The sequence below is a fragment of the Sphingomonas sp. genome (assembly GCF_035910975.1).
Lineage (GTDB): Bacteria > Pseudomonadota > Alphaproteobacteria > Sphingomonadales > Sphingomonadaceae > Sphingomonas.
Map to the genome: position 1 here is coordinate 191,302 of NZ_JAMHWM010000026.1, position 14,885 is coordinate 206,186.

At 67.5% G+C, this 14,885-nt stretch carries 13 protein-coding genes and 2 pseudogenes; 5 read left to right on the forward strand and 10 right to left on the reverse strand.

The features are described 5' to 3' along the window. Nucleotides 1-61: 61 nt before the first annotated feature. Nucleotides 62-778, forward strand: coding sequence for a hypothetical protein (locus VYI76_RS05445; protein WP_326523748.1), 717 nt, complete (start codon nt 62-64; stop codon nt 776-778). Between the two features lie 4 nt (nt 779-782). On the opposite strand, the gene cobS is transcribed toward VYI76_RS05445, so the two are convergent. Both cobS and VYI76_RS05455 read right to left on the reverse strand, forming a co-directional pair. Then, nucleotides 783-1,787, reverse strand: a complete 1,005-nt coding sequence (gene cobS, locus VYI76_RS05450; RefSeq protein WP_326523749.1) for a cobaltochelatase subunit CobS — start codon at nt 1,785-1,787, stop codon at nt 783-785. 43 nt (nt 1,788-1,830) lie between these two features. Next, a complete protein-coding gene (locus VYI76_RS05455) occupies nt 1,831-2,505 on the reverse strand; it encodes a winged helix-turn-helix transcriptional regulator (RefSeq protein WP_326523750.1) in 675 nt (224 codons plus the stop codon). Nucleotides 2,506-2,905: 400 nt separating this feature from the next. Here VYI76_RS05455 and VYI76_RS05460 point away from each other — a divergent pair. The 4 genes and pseudogenes from VYI76_RS05460 to VYI76_RS05475 all read left to right on the forward strand — a co-directional run. Further along, nucleotides 2,906-3,205 (forward strand): annotated as a pseudogene (locus VYI76_RS05460) (DUF1428 domain-containing protein); the annotation flags it as partial. An 18-nt stretch (nt 3,206-3,223) separates the two neighbouring features. Beyond that, entirely contained in the window at nt 3,224-3,622 is a 399-nt protein-coding gene (locus tag VYI76_RS05465; protein WP_326523896.1) for a DUF1428 domain-containing protein, read from the forward strand. 12 nt (nt 3,623-3,634) lie between these two features. After that, complete coding sequence (locus VYI76_RS05470) at nt 3,635-4,426, forward strand: VOC family protein (RefSeq protein ID WP_326523751.1); 792 nt, start codon at nt 3,635-3,637, stop codon at nt 4,424-4,426. Nucleotides 4,427-4,437: 11 nt separating this feature from the next. Next, on the forward strand, nt 4,438-4,926 hold the full coding sequence (locus tag VYI76_RS05475) for a VOC family protein (protein ID WP_326523752.1): 489 nt from the start codon (nt 4,438-4,440) through the stop codon (nt 4,924-4,926). Between the two features lie 58 nt (nt 4,927-4,984). On the opposite strand, the pseudogene VYI76_RS05480 reads toward VYI76_RS05475, so the two are convergent. From VYI76_RS05480 to VYI76_RS05515, 8 genes and pseudogenes are all read right to left on the reverse strand, one after another. Further along, nucleotides 4,985-5,128 (reverse strand): annotated as a pseudogene (locus VYI76_RS05480) (hypothetical protein); the annotation flags it as partial. A 195-nt stretch (nt 5,129-5,323) separates the two neighbouring features. After that, the gene (locus VYI76_RS05485; RefSeq protein ID WP_326523753.1) at nt 5,324-8,515 is read right to left on the reverse strand and encodes an efflux RND transporter permease subunit; all 3,192 of its coding nucleotides are present in this window, start codon (nt 8,513-8,515) and stop codon (nt 5,324-5,326) included. A gap of 3 nt (nt 8,516-8,518) precedes the next feature. Further along, nucleotides 8,519-9,706, reverse strand: a complete 1,188-nt coding sequence (locus VYI76_RS05490) for an efflux RND transporter periplasmic adaptor subunit (protein WP_326523754.1) — start codon at nt 9,704-9,706, stop codon at nt 8,519-8,521. A 2-nt stretch (nt 9,707-9,708) separates the two neighbouring features. Next, nucleotides 9,709-10,965: a TolC family protein gene (locus tag VYI76_RS05495; RefSeq protein WP_326523755.1), complete on the reverse strand. Its 1,257-nt coding sequence runs from the start codon at nt 10,963-10,965 to the stop codon at nt 9,709-9,711. 59 nt (nt 10,966-11,024) lie between these two features. Then, the gene (locus VYI76_RS05500) at nt 11,025-11,357 is read right to left on the reverse strand and encodes a hypothetical protein (protein ID WP_326523756.1); all 333 of its coding nucleotides are present in this window, start codon (nt 11,355-11,357) and stop codon (nt 11,025-11,027) included. 355 nt (nt 11,358-11,712) lie between these two features. Further along, a complete protein-coding gene (locus VYI76_RS05505; RefSeq protein ID WP_326523757.1) occupies nt 11,713-12,717 on the reverse strand; it encodes an aldo/keto reductase in 1,005 nt (334 codons plus the stop codon). After that, on the reverse strand, nt 12,717-13,886 hold the full coding sequence (gene pobA / locus VYI76_RS05510; RefSeq protein WP_326523758.1) for a 4-hydroxybenzoate 3-monooxygenase: 1,170 nt from the start codon (nt 13,884-13,886) through the stop codon (nt 12,717-12,719). The genes VYI76_RS05505 and pobA overlap by 1 nt, the downstream gene beginning before the upstream one ends. Further along, nucleotides 13,883-14,830 carry a Gfo/Idh/MocA family oxidoreductase gene (locus VYI76_RS05515; protein WP_326523759.1) on the reverse strand — a complete coding sequence of 316 codons (948 nt, stop codon included), beginning with the start codon at nt 14,828-14,830 and terminating at the stop codon, nt 13,883-13,885. Before VYI76_RS05515 ends, pobA begins: the two co-directional genes overlap by 4 nt. Nucleotides 14,831-14,885: the final 55 nt, after the last annotated feature.

A 14,885-nucleotide genomic window follows, 5' to 3' on the forward strand; every position in this document is an offset into this window, starting at 1 on the left:
CCTCGATACGAACCGCCCGCCGTTAGCGCGTTGTTGACCATATCGGTGCGATAAGGCGCCCATGATCCGCGTTGCCACTCCGATCGCTCTGCTGGTCGCGTTCATCACCTTGCACGCCGCGACGGCGGGAGCGCAGACGAACAAGATGGCGCATCGCGCGGCGGACGAACGGATCGAGCCGATCTTCGATCTCCCGGACGCACCGCCCTATCGCCGGGCCGGTCGTGATCTCGATCTGGGATATCGCTATCCCGTCCGCCCGGACGGTACCGTCACGGTCGATGCCTATCGGGCGGGAAGCTACGTCCTGTTCTTTGACGACCGCTATCTTCCGGTCAGCGACCAGACGTTGACCCTTATCGCTCAAAACATCGGCGAGGATCCGCTGGCCGCCCATTATGTGCGCCGCGATCAGGGCCAGCCCGCCCCGATCGAGCCCGAGGGGGCGACACCGTCGGCATCGGCAAAACCCCTGTCATGGGCCGGCGGTGCCGAGGCGACCGCCCCGGCGCGGGGTCAGCCGGTCACGATCGGTAGCGATGCGTCGGCGGAAGCCGACGAGGCACCATCTCCCGCCGACGGGAGCTTGTTCCAGCTCGACAACCGCGCGCTGGGCGCCGCCACGGCGTTGATCCTGCTGCTGGTCGCGGGTTTCCGGCTGGCGGGCGTGATGCGAACGGTGCGTGGCCGGGAAGGGCGCGGCGAAACGAGCGCCGCGGCCGGTGCCGGGACGTCGCGACGCCGCCTTCCGATCAGCGATGTCGAGGGACTGATCTGACGAATCAGGCCTTCGCCACCACGCTCTCCGGCAGGTCCTTTCCAAACACGCGCTGGTAATATTCGGCCACCAGCGGCTTCTCCGCCTCGTCGCACTTGTTGAGGAACGAGAGGCGGAAGGCGAAGCCGACGTCGTTGAAGATCAGCGCGTTCTGCGCCCAGGTGATGACGGTGCGCGGGCTCATTACCGTCGAAATGTCGCCGTTGATGAAGCCGCGCCGCGTCAGATCGGCGACACGGACCATGTTCTCCACCGCCTCCTTGCCGCCGGGCTTGTCATATTCGCCCGATTTGGCGAGCACGATCTGTGCCTCGGTGGTGGCGGGCAGGTAGTTCAGCCCGACGACGATGTTCCAGCGGTCCATCTGGCCCTGGTTGATCTGCTGGGTGCCGTGATAGAGGCCGCTGGTGTCGCCCAGCCCGACCGTGTTTGCGGTGGCGAACAGGCGGAACCACGGGTTCGGGCGGATCACCCGGTTCTGGTCGAGCAGCGTCAGCTTGCCCTCGGTCTCCAGCACGCGCTGGATCACGAACATCACGTCGGGGCGGCCGGCGTCATATTCGTCGAACACCAGCGCGGTCGGGGTCTGCAGCGCCCACGGCAGCAGGCCCTCGCGAAATTCGGTGACCTGCTTGCCGTCCTTCAGCACGATCGCGTCGCGGCCGATCAGGTCGATGCGACTGATGTGCGCGTCGAGGTTGATGCGGATGCACGGCCAGTTGAGGCGCGCCGCGACCTGCTCGATATGGGTCGACTTGCCGGTGCCGTGATAGCCCTGCACCATCACCCGCCGGTTGTGCGCGAAGCCGGCGAGGATTGCGAGCGTGGTATCGGGATCGAACACATAGGCGGGGTCGAGATCCGGGACGCGCTCGTCCGCCTCGCTGAACGCGGGGCATTCCATGTCGATGTCGATGCCGAAGAGATCGCGCACCTTCACGCTCTTGTCCGGCGCGTCGAGCACCGTCGTCTCGCGGCTGTCTGGCTGGGTGTTGGGGATGTCGGTCATCGGGAGCCTTTCGCGCGTCGCCTTACTCCAACGCACGCGCGCTTCAAGTGAGCGCGGCCTTGTCCGGCATGGGAAAATAGTCGCGCAGGCGGCAGGCGAGATCGCGGTCGCCCGCGACCGTCAGCTTGCCGTCCGCCTCCAGCGCATCGATCGGCACGCCGGCATAGACCAGCGCGGCGACCGCTCCGGGCTCGCCACCGAATACAATGTGCGGATCGGGGGGCAGGCCACGGCCGAGTGCGATAGCGCCGTGATCGATCGTCCAGTGAAACTCCTCGTCGCCGAAGCGGAACCCCAGCCGCGCGACCATATCGCCGGCGGCGCCCACGTCGATCATCGTCCTGAGCGACAGCATCAACGAGACCGGGCTGAACGGCTTCGTCGGATCATGGAGCGGCGAACGCGCCGCCCAGCGCCCCAGCGCCTGGAACACCGGCCCGGCCTGTTGCCCCCATTCGGTCAGGGCATAGACCTGCACGCTGGCCGGCGGCGGCAGCCTGGTGCGCAGGACGATCCCCGCCTCCTCCAGCCCCTCAAGCCGCTGGGTGAGGATATTGGCGCTGAGCGCGGGCAGGCTGCGACGCAGTTCGCCGAACCGTCGCGGGCCGAGCATCAGTTCGCGCATGATCGGCAGCGCCCAGCGCTCGCCGATGATGTCCATCCCGTGCGTTGCCGCGCAGGCATCGTCGTATCGCCGTTTCAGCCTGTCCGGGCGCATTTGGTTACTTTTTCTAACTTCATGGTTGTATTTTGTAACTATCAAGTTCAGTTACGCTGCAAAGGAGTCGCTTTCAAGGAGTCGTGACATGACCAGGATGATTTTCGTGAACCTGCCGGTGCAGGACATGGGCTTCGTGGACGGCTGCGGCTTCGAGGGGCCTGACGGCCATCTCTTCGAGCCGAGCTGAATGGGTATCGACGCGGCGATAGCGGCCTTGGCCGGCGGCGGCGCGCGGGACGCCTGAGATGTGTGCGTCGCGCCGCATCCTTATGGGCGTAGCGGCGTTCGGGATGACGGTGGCCGTCCGCGCGCTGGCCGGCCTGCGCGCCGGTCAGACGGGTGAGCGTCCGGCGGAGTTCGCCCGGTTTCTCGCGAAGAACGAAAAAGGAGAGAAGGCATGACCTACGTCGAAGGCTTCGTGCTGGCGGTGCCCACCGCCAAAAAGGAGGAATATGTCCGGCACGCCGGGGAATTCCAGCCGATGTTCGACCGCTGCGGCGTCCGCCGCGTCGTCGAGACCTGGGAAGACGACGTGCCCGACGGCAAGGTCACCGATTTCCGCAAGGCGGTGCAGGCGAACGAGGACGAGAGCATCGTCTTCAGCTGGTTCGAATATCCCGATCGAGCCGCGCGCGATGCCGGCGTCGCCCGGATGATGGCCGATCCCGAGATGGACAGGATGAGCAAGACCGAGATGCCGTTCGACGGCAAGCGCATGATCATCTCGGGCTTCACATCGATCGTCGACGAAGGATCGGGGCGCGGCGGCTATATCGACGGCTTCGTCGCGCCGGTGCGGCCGGCGAAGAAGGAAGCCTATCGCGAGATGGCCCAGCATGCGGCCGGGATCTTCCAGGAATATGGCGCGGTGCGTGTCGTCGAGGGCTGGGGCGACGACGTGCTCGACGGCAAGGTCACCGACTACAAGCGCGCGGTGAAGGCCGAAGGCGACGAGAATGTCGTCTATTCGTGGATCGAATGGCCCGACAAGGCCGCGCGCGACGCGGGCTGGGCCAAGGTGATGGCCGACGAACGGATGAAACCGCCCGGCGACATGCCGTTCGACGGCAAGCGGATGTTCTGGGGCGGTTTTCTGCCCATCCTCGACAAGTAAGGAGCGCGCGTCATGAGCAACCCGCACGGCACGCCGATCTGGTACGAGCTGCTGACCGCCGACCCCACCGCGTCCAAGGCGTTCTACGACGACGTGATCGGCTGGGCGATTTCCGACAGGAGCGACCAGCCGGGGATGGATTACCGGATGATCGCGGTCTCGCCCGGCGATTTCGTCGGCGGGATGATGCCGCTGACGTCCGAGATGCAGGCCGGCGGCGCGAAGCCGGGCTGGCTGTTCTACATCGGCGTCGATGATGTCGATGCGACGGCCGAGCGGCTCAAGGCGGCCGGCGGCACCATCCACATGGCGCCGTTCGATATCCCCGGCGCCGGCCGCGCGGCGATGGTCGCCGACCGTCAGGGCGTGCCCTTCTACATCATGCGCGGGTCGAGTCCGGAGTCGAGCACCGCCTGGGGCCGGATGGCGATGGGCAAGTGCAACTGGAACGAGCTCAACACCTCCGACCAGGCCGATGCCCAGGCGTTCTACGCCGACCTGTTCGGCTGGCAGTACCCCGACAAGATGCCGATGGGCGCGATGGGCGATTATGTGTTCGTCGAGGCGGCCGGCGAGACGATCGGCGCGACGATGACCGCGCCGGAAGGCAGTCCGCCGCCGGCATGGCAATTCTACTTCCGCGCCCCCGATATCGAGGCCGCGGCCGCCAGGGTATCGGCCGGCGGCGGCACCGTCCATTACGGCCCGGCCGAAGTGCCCGGCGGCGACCGCATCATCGTCGCCAGCGATCCGCAGGGCGTGATGTTCGGCGTGGTCGGCCCCGGCGACGCCACGGACGATTGAGGAGACACAGGATGCCCGACAAGCTGACGACGGTGCTGTGGTTCGATCACGGCGAAGCGCGCAAGGCCGCCGAATTCTATGCCGCCACCTTCCCCGACAGCCATGTCGGCAGCGCGGCGGCCGCACCCACCGACTTCCCTGGCGGCGGCGCGGCGGGGGTAGAGATCACGGTCGATTTCACCGTGCTCGGCCGCGCCTTTTCGGGGCTCAACGGGGGTCCGATGTTCAAGCCCAACGAATCGGTCAGCTTCATGGTGGTGACCGAGGATCAGGCGGAGACCGATCGCTACTGGAACGCGATCGTGGACGGCGGCGGTTCGGAAAGCGAATGCGGCTGGTGCAAGGATCGCTGGGGCTATTCGTGGCAGATCACCCCGCGCACGATGCTAGACGCGCTGAACGCCGGCGGTGAGGAAGCGAAGCGCGCCTTCGCCGCGATGATGACGATGCGCAGGATCGACGTCGCCGCGATCGAGGCCGCCCGGCGCGGGGACGGCTGACGCGCCGGTCGCTCGACGGCGTGATCCAGGCAACGGCGCGCGGGGTCAACCCTGCCCGTTACGGTTCGAGTTCGGCGGCGCATGCTGCAGGGGTGACGTCGGTCGCGCTCGACATCCCGTGCTTGCGGCACAGCTCCGACATCACCACCGCGCCCGCCTCGGTCTCCTTCGGGAAGCCGATAATCCGCTCTTCAGAAAACTGCTTCCGCCTCCCCTGTCCATCCCATCAAGGGGTCGGCCTCCACTCCGGAAATGAGCGCGCGTCACGGACACAGGACAGGGAGGCCGCCGTCGCGAGGCCCCCGTCCCGGCACGCGCACGCCCGCATGCCAGTCGGGTACGCGGCCATGCGGTTGCGGAGGCGGCAGCGCCATCGACGGAACCCTCTAGACGCGGATCATCCTGTCAGCTCCGCATTCCCCTCTCGTCGTCCGTAGCGGGCGTACAGTGTCGGCAGGACGAACAGCGTGAGCAGCGTGGCCGAGATCAGCCCGCCGATAACTACCGTCGCGATCGGCTTCTGCACCTCGGCACCGGCACCGGTCGCGATTGCCATCGGCACGAAACCGAACGAGGCAACCAGCGCGGTCATCACCACGGGCCTCAGTCGCGCCAGAGCGCCTTCGCGCGCCGCCGTTGCCCTGGCCATCCCGCGATTTATCAGGTCCTGGATCGACGTCACCATCACCAGTCCGTTCAGCACCGCGATGCCCGACAGGGCGATGAAGCCGACCGCCGCCGAGATCGAGAACGGCATGCCGCGCAGGAACAGCGCGAGCACGCCGCCGACCAGCGCGAGCGGAACACCGGTGAAGACGATCGCGGTATCGCGCACGCTGCCCAGCGCTCCATAGAGCAGCAGCAGGATCAGCGCGAAGCACGCCGGCACCACCAGTGCCAGCCGGTCCCGCGCCGACGCGAGATTTTCGAACTGGCCGCCCCATTCCAGATACATGCCCGCGGGCAATCGGACCGTTTCGGCGATCGTAGCCTGTGCGTCCGCGACCACGCCGGAGATGTCCCGACCGCGGACGTTGGCCTGCACGACCACCCGTCGCTTGCCGTTTTCGCGACTGATCTGGTTCAGGCCCGAACTGACCGCGATGTCCGCGACGCTGCCCAGCGGCACGAACGCGCCATCGGCGGTCGGCACCGGAACCTGGCCGAGCGCATCGAAATCGGCGCGCGTTTCATCGCCCAGCCGGATCGTCACGGCGAAGCGCCGGTCGCCTTCGAAGATCAGGCCGGCATCGCGCCCGCCGATCGCGGCCGCGACGATATCCTGCATCGTTGCCGCCGTGATCCCCAGCCGGGCCATCGCGTCGCGGCGCGGCCTGATGTCGAGCATCGGCAACCCCTCGGTTTGCTCGACGCGGACGTCGGTCGCACCTTGCGTTGCGCGCAGCGCGGCCGCGATCCTTTCGGCGGTGGCATTCATCGTGTCGCTGTCCTCGCCGAAGACCTTGACCGCGATGTCGCTGCGAACGCCCGCGGTCAGTTCGTTGAAGCGCATCTGGATCGGCTGGGTGAACTCGTAACTGTTGCCCGGCAGCTTGCTGACCTCCGCTTCCATCCGCTCCAGCAGATCGGCCTTGGCAAGGCGCGGGTTCGGCCATTCCCTGCGCGGTTTCAGGATGATGAAGGTGTCCGCCAGATTGGGTGGCATCGGATCACCGGCGAGGTCGGCGGTGCCGATCTTGGAGAACACCACCCGCACTTCCGGCAGCCTGGCGACCGCGCGTTCGACCTGGAGTTGCATCGCTTGCGCCTGATCGATCGATGTGCCGGGCACGCGGATCGCATGCATCAGCACATCGCCCTCATCGAGTTGCGGCAGGAACTCCTGGCCAAGGGCGGTATAGGCGCCGATCGCGATCAGGAATGCGCCGATCGCCGCGCCGATCGTGGCGGTAGGACGACGCATCGCCCGGTCAAGTCCGGGCTCATAGTGCCGCTTCAGCCATGCGATGACCCGGCCTTCCTTTTCCTCGACCGGCTTCGACAGCCAGATCGCCAGCATCGCCGGGACGAAGGTGAGCGACAGCACGAACGCGGCGGCCAGCGCGAGGATGACCGTGACCGCCATCGGGGTGAACGTCTTGCCCTCGACGCCCGACAGGGTGAGCACCGGGACATAGACCAGGATGATGATCGCCTGGCCATAGACGGTCGGGCGGATCATCTCCCGCGCCGCGGCGGCGACCACCGCCAGCCGTTCCTCTACCGTCAGCGTGCGGCCGTGATGATGCTGCCTGTCGGCGATCCGGCGCAGCGCGTTCTCGACGATGATGACCGCGCCATCGACGATCAGGCCGAAATCCAGCGCGCCCAGGCTCATCAGGTTCGCCGACACGCCGGCCTGCAACATGCCAAAACCGGTCATCAGCATGGTGATCGGGATCACCAGTGCCGCGATCAGCGCCGCGCGGAAATTGCCGAGCAGCAGGAACAGCACGACGATGACGAGCAGCGCGCCTTCGCCAAGGTTCTTGACCACGGTGGCGATGGTCGAATTGACCAGCGCGGTGCGATCGAGCACCGGTTCGATGATGATGTCTGTCGGCAGCGAAGCGTTGATCTCGGTCAGCCGCCCGGCGACGGCCGAAGCCACGTTGCGACTGTTCTCCCCGATCCGCATGATCGCGGTGCCGATCACCACCTCGCTGCCGTTTTCAGAGCCGGAGCCCATGCGGACTTCCTGGCCGGTACGCACGGCAGCGACCTGGTTCAGCAGGATGGGTACGCCCCCGCGAGTCGCGATCACGGTTTCGGCGAGTTGCTGCGCATTTGCGACGCGTGCGTCGGATCGCACCGACAGCGCTTCGCCGTTGCGGTTGATCACGCTTGCGCCGATCCCGCGATTGCCGGCCTCCAGCGCGGTGGCGAGATCCGCCAGGCTGAGCTTGATCGCCGCAAGCCGCTGGACGTCCGGCACCACCTGGAACTGCTTCACATAGCCGCCGATCGTGTCGATCCCGGCGACGCCCGGCACGGATTTGAGCAGCGGCGAGACGATCCAGTCCTGCGCCGTGCGCAGGTAGGTGGCCTTGTCCTTTTCGGTGGTCAGCCGTTCGCCTTCGGGCGTGACATAGCTGCCGTCGGGTTGCAGGCCCGGTTCGCCGGGACGGTGGCTGTCCTCGGCGCGGTGCGCCATGCGCACCGTCCACATATAGACTTCGCCCAGCCCGGTGGCGATCGGCCCGAGTTCCGTCACCGCACCGTCGGGCAGGTTTTCCTCGGCGCTGCGCAATCGCTCGGCAATCTGCGCGCGGGCGAAGTAGATGTCTGTCTTGTCGCTAAAAACGGCGGTGATCTGGGCAAAGCCGTTGCGGCTCAGCGACCGCGTGTCTTCCAGCCCCGGAATGCCCGCCAGCGCGGTCTCGATCGGGAAGGAGACCTGTTTTTCGATCAGATCGGGTGACAGCGCGGGTGCGCGGACGTTGATCTGGACCTGATTGTTGGTGATGTCGGGGACGGCATCGATCGGCAGCCGGCTCAGCGAGACGGCACCGATCACCGCGGCGATCAGCGTGAGGAGCAGCACCAGCCAGCGCCGCTCGACGGCGAATGTTACGATCCGTTCGATCATGGCTCAGTGCCCATGTTCCGCTTCGCCCTTGCCGAGCTCCGCCTTGAGGATGAAGCTGTTGGCGGCGGCGATCTCCTCGCCGCCGTCCAGCCCGGCGGTGATCGTCACCGCCCCGCTGCCGCGCGACCCGATCGTGACCGGGGTGACCCTGAAGCCCGTGCCCGTGCGCACGAATACGGCCGGACGATTCTCGATCGTCTGCACCGCACCGGACGGCACGGTGACGCTGCGCGCGCCTTCGCCGCCCAGCCTGATGACCGCGCCGACCGCCTCCCCGACGCGCCACAGCCCGGCGCGGTTGTCGATCAGCGCGATCGTCGTCACCAGTCGCGTTGTTTCGTCGAGGACCGGCGACACGAAGCTGATCCGCGCGGTCGTGCGTCGGCCGCCGGAGCTGATTTCCACCGCCGTTCCGGTCGATATGCGCGAGGCGTCGTCCGGCGACAGCGACACTGTGACTGCAACGCGCGCCAGGTTCGACACGCGGTACAGCTCGGCGTCCGCTGTGACGGTCTGGCCCAGCGTGACGGAACGTGCCGTTACGCGGCCGGCGATCGGCGCGGTGATGCCGACACGGTTCAGCGCGCCGCCACCGACGCCCGCTGCCGCGACCTGTTGCTGTGCCAGGCGATGCGCGATCCGGGCTTCGGTCGCGGCGGTGCGCGCCGCGATCACATCGCGTTCGGGCGAGACGCGCAAGCCGAACAGCCGCTCCTCGCGCGCCAGGTTCGACTGCGCCAGCGCCAGTCGCGCGCGCGATGCTTCCACCTCGGCCTTCAGCGACGCGGCCTCGCGGCTCTCGATCACCGCCAGCACCTGGCCGCGCGATACCGGATCGCCCAGGTTGCGATTGAGCGCGACCACACGCCCGCCGATCGCCGCCGACACGACCTGCGTGCCCTGCGGATCGCCGTCGATCGTCGCCGGCAGCGTCAGCGTGCCGCTGCCGCCGATCGTCGGCCGAACGATCTCGATCCCCGATGAGCGGATTTGCTGGGCGGAGAGTATCACTACGCCTTCTTCGTCCTGATGGCCGTTTTGGTCGCCATGGCCTGCATCCCCGTCCGCGTCCCTGGCGGCGGTTTCTTCCGGGCCGGCCGTGTTGACGGTGCCGGCCTGGTCACCGCCGCAAGCGGGAAGCAGCATCGCCAGGGCGAGTGGGGCTGCTGCCCGAAACATGAGCGTCGTCATCGTCAATTCCCCCTAGCCGCCGGCATCGGTGCCGGGGCGGTCAGCCGGGCGAGGCGCGCCTCGGCTTCGTGATAGCTGGCCAGCGCGTCGATCGCGGCGCGGCGGGTATCGAGCAGCGTACGCTCGGTATCGAGCAGCACCATCTGGTCGAACTTTCCCTCGCCATATCCGATCCGCGCGATCCGCGCGGCTTCGATCGCCGCGTCGAGCGATGGCCTGGACGATCGCGCCGCCACCGCCGCACGGTCCCGGTCGGCGACTGCCTGAGCGATCTCCCGTTCCGCCTCGAACAGCGTCATTCGCCGCTGCGCATCGGCCCGGTCGCGCTCTGCGATCGCCTGCGCGACGCCGGCCCGGCCGTTGTTGAAGACCGGCAGCGGCACCGACACGCCGAAGACCATCGCCCGATCGTTGGTCGCTCCGATCCGCCGCGTACCGGCGCTGAGCGTCAGATCGGGGACGCGCTGGCTGCGCGCCAGTCGCACCCGCGCTTCGGCAGCCGCCACATCGGCCCGCGCGACGGCGGGCGACAGCGTACCCTCCGCGCTGGCGGCGGGCTGTGGGCCATGGGATGCCGCCCGGTCGAACCACGCGCCGTCGAGAGGTTGGGCCAACGTGCGGCCGATAAACCGCGCGAGCGCCATCCGCGCCGCATCGGCCGCGCGGCGTGCCTGCTCCAATTCGGCCTGGGCGTTCAGTTGTTGCAGCTGCGCGCGTTGCTGGTCGATCGGGGAATTGGCGCCGACCATCACGCGGTCATGGGCGACGCGCAGGTTTTCTGTCGTCACCCCGACCTGGCTTTCGGCGACCGCCAGGTGCCGGTCGGCGGCGATCGAGCGGACATAGGTCTGCGTCACCGCGAGCCGCAGATCCTGCGCGGCGATCGCCTGCTGTGTCTCGGCGCGTATCAGCTCGGCATTCGACACGGCGATCCGAGCCGGGCGCTTGCCGCCGAGTTCGAACGGCAGCGCGAATCCGACCGTCGTCTCGGATTCGTCGAGTCCGCGATATGGCCCGGTGCCGAGCACATTCTCGGCCTCTACATTCAACGTCGGGTTGGGCCGCAAGCCGGCGATCGTGCGCCCGGCCTGGGCCGCGCGGACGCCGGCTTCAGCGATCGCGGCACCCGGCGATCCGGCCTCGGCCAGTGCCTGATCGAGCGTAAGGACGTCACCCGCCGCGGTTGGGGGTGGCGTCTGCGCCTGCGCGATCCCTGCGCAGGACGCCGCGGCCAGCATGGCCGCGAGGACAATCTTCATCTGGGATAACTCCTGACTGAACCGTCAAAGCCGCGAACGGTGTCGCGGCGGTGCGGTCGTCAGGCTTGGGGTGGCCTCAGGCCGGGGTCCGTCAGGGCCGAAAGCAACGCCTTGGCGCGTTTGGCGGTCGGCGCGATATCGAGGCCGGACGGCTGTTGAAAACGATCACCGTTGCCCATCGCCGCGACCTGGTGGCCATGACAATTCACCTGATGGTCAGGCACGGCCTTGCTGGATTTATCGGGCGCGCCGCCCGCATCGCTCACATGCGTGGCGTGATCGCCATTCACCTGCTCGACGCACACCTGCGATTCGATCGCGTGCGCGGTCGACGTCGTGCCGACGGAGACCGCCAGCAACGCGCACATCAGGGCCAGCAGGATACGCGGCATGGTTCACGACATACCTCGACGCTTATCGTCTGTCACGCGGGATGCGGCGACGCTCATCGCAATACCGCGCCCGGTGGCGGCCGCGCAGCGCGACACGCACCTTGAACGCGGAGCGCAGAAACAACAGAGCGATGGCCGCGCCGACGATCCTCGCGGTTCATGCGCCGGGGTTGATGCGATCACCGTCGCACGCGTTGTCGAGGTCGACCGGAAGCCCGCCGTCCTGCAAGTGCTCCGTAGCGAGCTGGCTCGCCGGCTGGATTGTCGCAATCGGCCTGCCCTGCGCCAGGACGACCCTGGCCTCACGCAGCTTGCCGATGGTCTCTTCTGGCTATCGAATGCCGGAATCAAACACTCAAGCCAGTTCCTCGTCGGCAAAGGTCTCGGTGTCGATCTGAGCCTGCATCGCGGCTGTGTAGCGCGCGCCGCGGATCGCGCCGGGGGCGAAGATCGCCGTCACCCGCTCGAGCACCGCGTCGGGCAGCGCCAGTTCAGCCGCCGCGACATCCTCCCTCAGATGCGCGATGCTGGTGGTGCCCGGGATCGCCACGACATGCTCGCCGCGCGACAGCACCCAGGCGAGTGACAGCTGGGCGGGCGTGCAGCCGGCCTCCGCCGCCAGCGCGACGAAGGCATCGACCGCGTGGAGATTATGCGCCAGCCGCTCGCCTCGGAAACGCGGCATCGGCAGGCGGATGTCGCCGTCTACGAAATCATCGTCGCGCACCGCCCCGGTCAGCAGCCCGCGCGCCACCGGCGAGAAAGCGACGAACGCGATGCCAAGGTCCCGACAGGTGTCGAGCACCGCGATCTCGGGATTGCGCACCACCGGTGAATATTCGCTCTGCACCGCGGCGATCGGATGGATGGCGTGCGCGCGGCGGATCGTCGCGGCGGACATCTCGCTCAGCCCGATCGCGCCGATCTTGCCGGCGTCCTTCGCGCGAACGAGCGCGCCGACCGACTCCTCGATCGGCACCTCGCGATCGAGGCGGTGCATGTAATAGAGGTCGATATGGTCGGTGCCGAGCCGCCCCAGCGCCGCGTCGAGCGTCCTGGCGATCGACGCGGGCGATCCGTCGAGCACGCGCCTGCCGTCGCGCATGTCGAGCACGCACTTGCTCGCGAGCAGGAATTCGCCGCGCCGACGCATCACCTGCGCCACCAGCTGCTCGTTGTCGCCGCCGCCGTAAAGCGCGGCGGTATCTAGGTGGCCGATCCCCAGGTCGAGCGCGCGGTTGAGCAGCGAGAGGCCATCCGCCGCGCCCGGCGGGGTGCCATAGGCGTGGCTGAGGTTCATGCACCCCAGCCCGATCGCGGATACGCTCCGCGACGCGAGCGCGCGTTCGGGTAAAGACATCAGAGCGGCAGTCCCACGTAATTTTCCGCGATCGCGGTCTGCATCGCGCGCGAGCTCGCGACATAATCGAGCTCGGCGGCCTGCATCCGGTGTTCGAACGCGCCGTCTTCGGGGAAGCGGTGCATCAGCTTGGTCAGATACCAGCTGAACCTTTCCGCTTTCCAGATGCGCGCCAGTGCCCGCGCCTGATAGCCGACAAGTCCGACCTCATCGCCACTCGCGAAGAACGCGGCAAGCGCATCGGCCAGATAGGCGACGTCCGATGCGGCGAGGTTGAGGCCCTTGGCCCCGGTCGGCGGCACGATATGCGCGCTGTCGCCGGCCAGGAACAGCCGCCCGTGGCGCATCGTCTCGAACACATAGGACCGCAGCGGGGCGATCGACATTTCCAGCGCCGGCCCATGCGTCACGCCGTACTTGCTCAGCGGATCGAAGCGTTGCGCCAGTTCGTCCCACAGCCGGTCCTCGCTCCAGTCCTCGACCCGGTCGGTCAGCGGCACCTGGATATAATAGCGGCTGCGGGTGGTGGAGCGCATCGAGGCGAGCGCGAAGCCACGCGCGGTATTGGCATAGATCAGTTCGGGGTGGCACGGCGGCACGTCGGCCAGGATGCCCAGCCAGCCGAACGGATATTCGCGCTCGAACTCGCGTACCGCGCCCGCCGGGATCGCCCTGCGCGAGGGGCCGTGGAAGCCGTCGCAGCCGGCGATGAACTGCGCGTCGATCCGCTGCGCCACGCCGTCCTTCGCATAGGTGAGGTAAGGCGCATCGCCATCGATATCGTGCAGCGCCACGTCGTTCGCCTCGAACACGATCGGCAGGTCGCGGTTCGGCGCGGCGTCCATCAGGTCGCGGGTCAGCTCGGTCTGGCCATAGACCATGACGTGACGGCCGGTCAGGGCAGTGATGTCGATGCGGATCAGCCGGTCGTCGGTGGCGAGATTGAAACCCTCCTCGATCAGCCCCTCCGCCCGCATCCGCGCATCGATGCCCAGTCGGATCATCAGGTCGGTCGTCACGGTTTCCAGCACGCCCGCGCGGATACGGCCCAGCACATAGTCGCGCGACTGGCGCTCGACGACGACGCAGTCGATGCCCGCCCGCTTCAGCAGGTGCCCGAGCAACAGGCCCGAGGGCCCTGCCCCGACGATCGCGACCTGCGTCTTCACCGCACGGCGTCCAGCTGCTTTTCGAGCGCGTCGAGCACGCGGTAGCAGGGCAGCACCTGCGCCACGCTGGCGTTGGGCTCCCGGCCCTCACGGATCGCGGCGACGAATTCGCGGTCCTGCAGTTCGATGCCGTTGTTCGACACCGCGACCCCGGACAGGTCGATCGGTTCTTCCTTGCCGGTCACCAGATCGTCGTACCGTGCGATGAAGGTGCCGGTATCGCCGATATAGCGAAAGAAGGTGCCCAGCGGCCCGTCGTTGTTGAACGACAGCGACAAGGTGCAGATCGCGCCGCTTTCCGCCTTGAGCTGGATCGACATGTCCATCGCGATGCCCAGTTCGGGATGATACGGCCCCTGCACCGCATTCGCCTGAACGATCGGCCCGGCCTGATAGGCAAACAGGTCCACCGTGTGCGCGGCATGGTGCCACAGCAGGTGATCGGTCCACGACCGCGCCTCACCCTTGGCGTTCATGTTCTTGCGCCGGAAGAAATAGGTCTGGACGTCCATCTGCTGGACGTTGAGTTCGCCGGCGGCGATCCTGTCGTGGATATAGTGGTGGCTCGGGTTGAAGCGGCGCGTATGGCCGACCATCGCGACAAGGCCGGTGTCCTGCTGTTTGCGCAACACCGCCTCGCCGTCCGCAAGGCTGTCGCACAGCGGGATTTCGACCTGGACATGCTTGCCCGCATCCATGCACTGGATCGCCTGCTCGGCGTGCATCTGGGTCGGCGTGCACAGGATCACCGCGTCGAGCCCGGGCTGGTCGAGCGCCTCCGACAGGTCGGTGCACGCATGCGGGATGCCGTATCGGTCGGCGACGGCCTGCGTCGGTTCCAGCCTGCGACCAACCACCGAGATCACCTCGACCCCGTCGATGTTCTTGAGGCCGTCGAGGTGCTTTTCCCCGAAGGCGCCGGCGCCGGCGAGTGCGATCTTCATGGCTTCAGCTCCAATCGTCGCCCCAGCGAACGCCGGGGTATCATGAGGTGTGTCA

What these genes read in the sequence shown, in the direction of transcription:
- VYI76_RS05445 (WP_326523748.1), top strand. Translation starts at nt 62, where the DNA reads ATGATCCGCGTTGCCACTCCGATCGCTCTGCTGGTCGCGTTCATCACC.
- cobS (WP_326523749.1), bottom strand. Translation starts at nt 1,787, where the DNA reads ATGACCGACATCCCCAACACCCAGCCAGACAGCCGCGAGACGACGGTG.
- VYI76_RS05455 (WP_326523750.1), bottom strand. Translation starts at nt 2,505, where the DNA reads ATGCGCCCGGACAGGCTGAAACGGCGATACGACGATGCCTGCGCGGCA.
- VYI76_RS05465 (WP_326523896.1), top strand. Translation starts at nt 3,224, where the DNA reads ATGATCATCTCGGGCTTCACATCGATCGTCGACGAAGGATCGGGGCGC.
- VYI76_RS05470 (WP_326523751.1), top strand. Translation starts at nt 3,635, where the DNA reads ATGAGCAACCCGCACGGCACGCCGATCTGGTACGAGCTGCTGACCGCC.
- VYI76_RS05475 (WP_326523752.1), top strand. Translation starts at nt 4,438, where the DNA reads ATGCCCGACAAGCTGACGACGGTGCTGTGGTTCGATCACGGCGAAGCG.
- VYI76_RS05485 (WP_326523753.1), bottom strand. Translation starts at nt 8,515, where the DNA reads ATGATCGAACGGATCGTAACATTCGCCGTCGAGCGGCGCTGGCTGGTG.
- VYI76_RS05490 (WP_326523754.1), bottom strand. Translation starts at nt 9,706, where the DNA reads ATGACGACGCTCATGTTTCGGGCAGCAGCCCCACTCGCCCTGGCGATG.
- VYI76_RS05495 (WP_326523755.1), bottom strand. Translation starts at nt 10,965, where the DNA reads ATGAAGATTGTCCTCGCGGCCATGCTGGCCGCGGCGTCCTGCGCAGGG.
- VYI76_RS05500 (WP_326523756.1), bottom strand. Translation starts at nt 11,357, where the DNA reads ATGCCGCGTATCCTGCTGGCCCTGATGTGCGCGTTGCTGGCGGTCTCC.
- VYI76_RS05505 (WP_326523757.1), bottom strand. Translation starts at nt 12,717, where the DNA reads ATGTCTTTACCCGAACGCGCGCTCGCGTCGCGGAGCGTATCCGCGATC.
- VYI76_RS05515 (WP_326523759.1), bottom strand. Translation starts at nt 14,830, where the DNA reads ATGAAGATCGCACTCGCCGGCGCCGGCGCCTTCGGGGAAAAGCACCTC.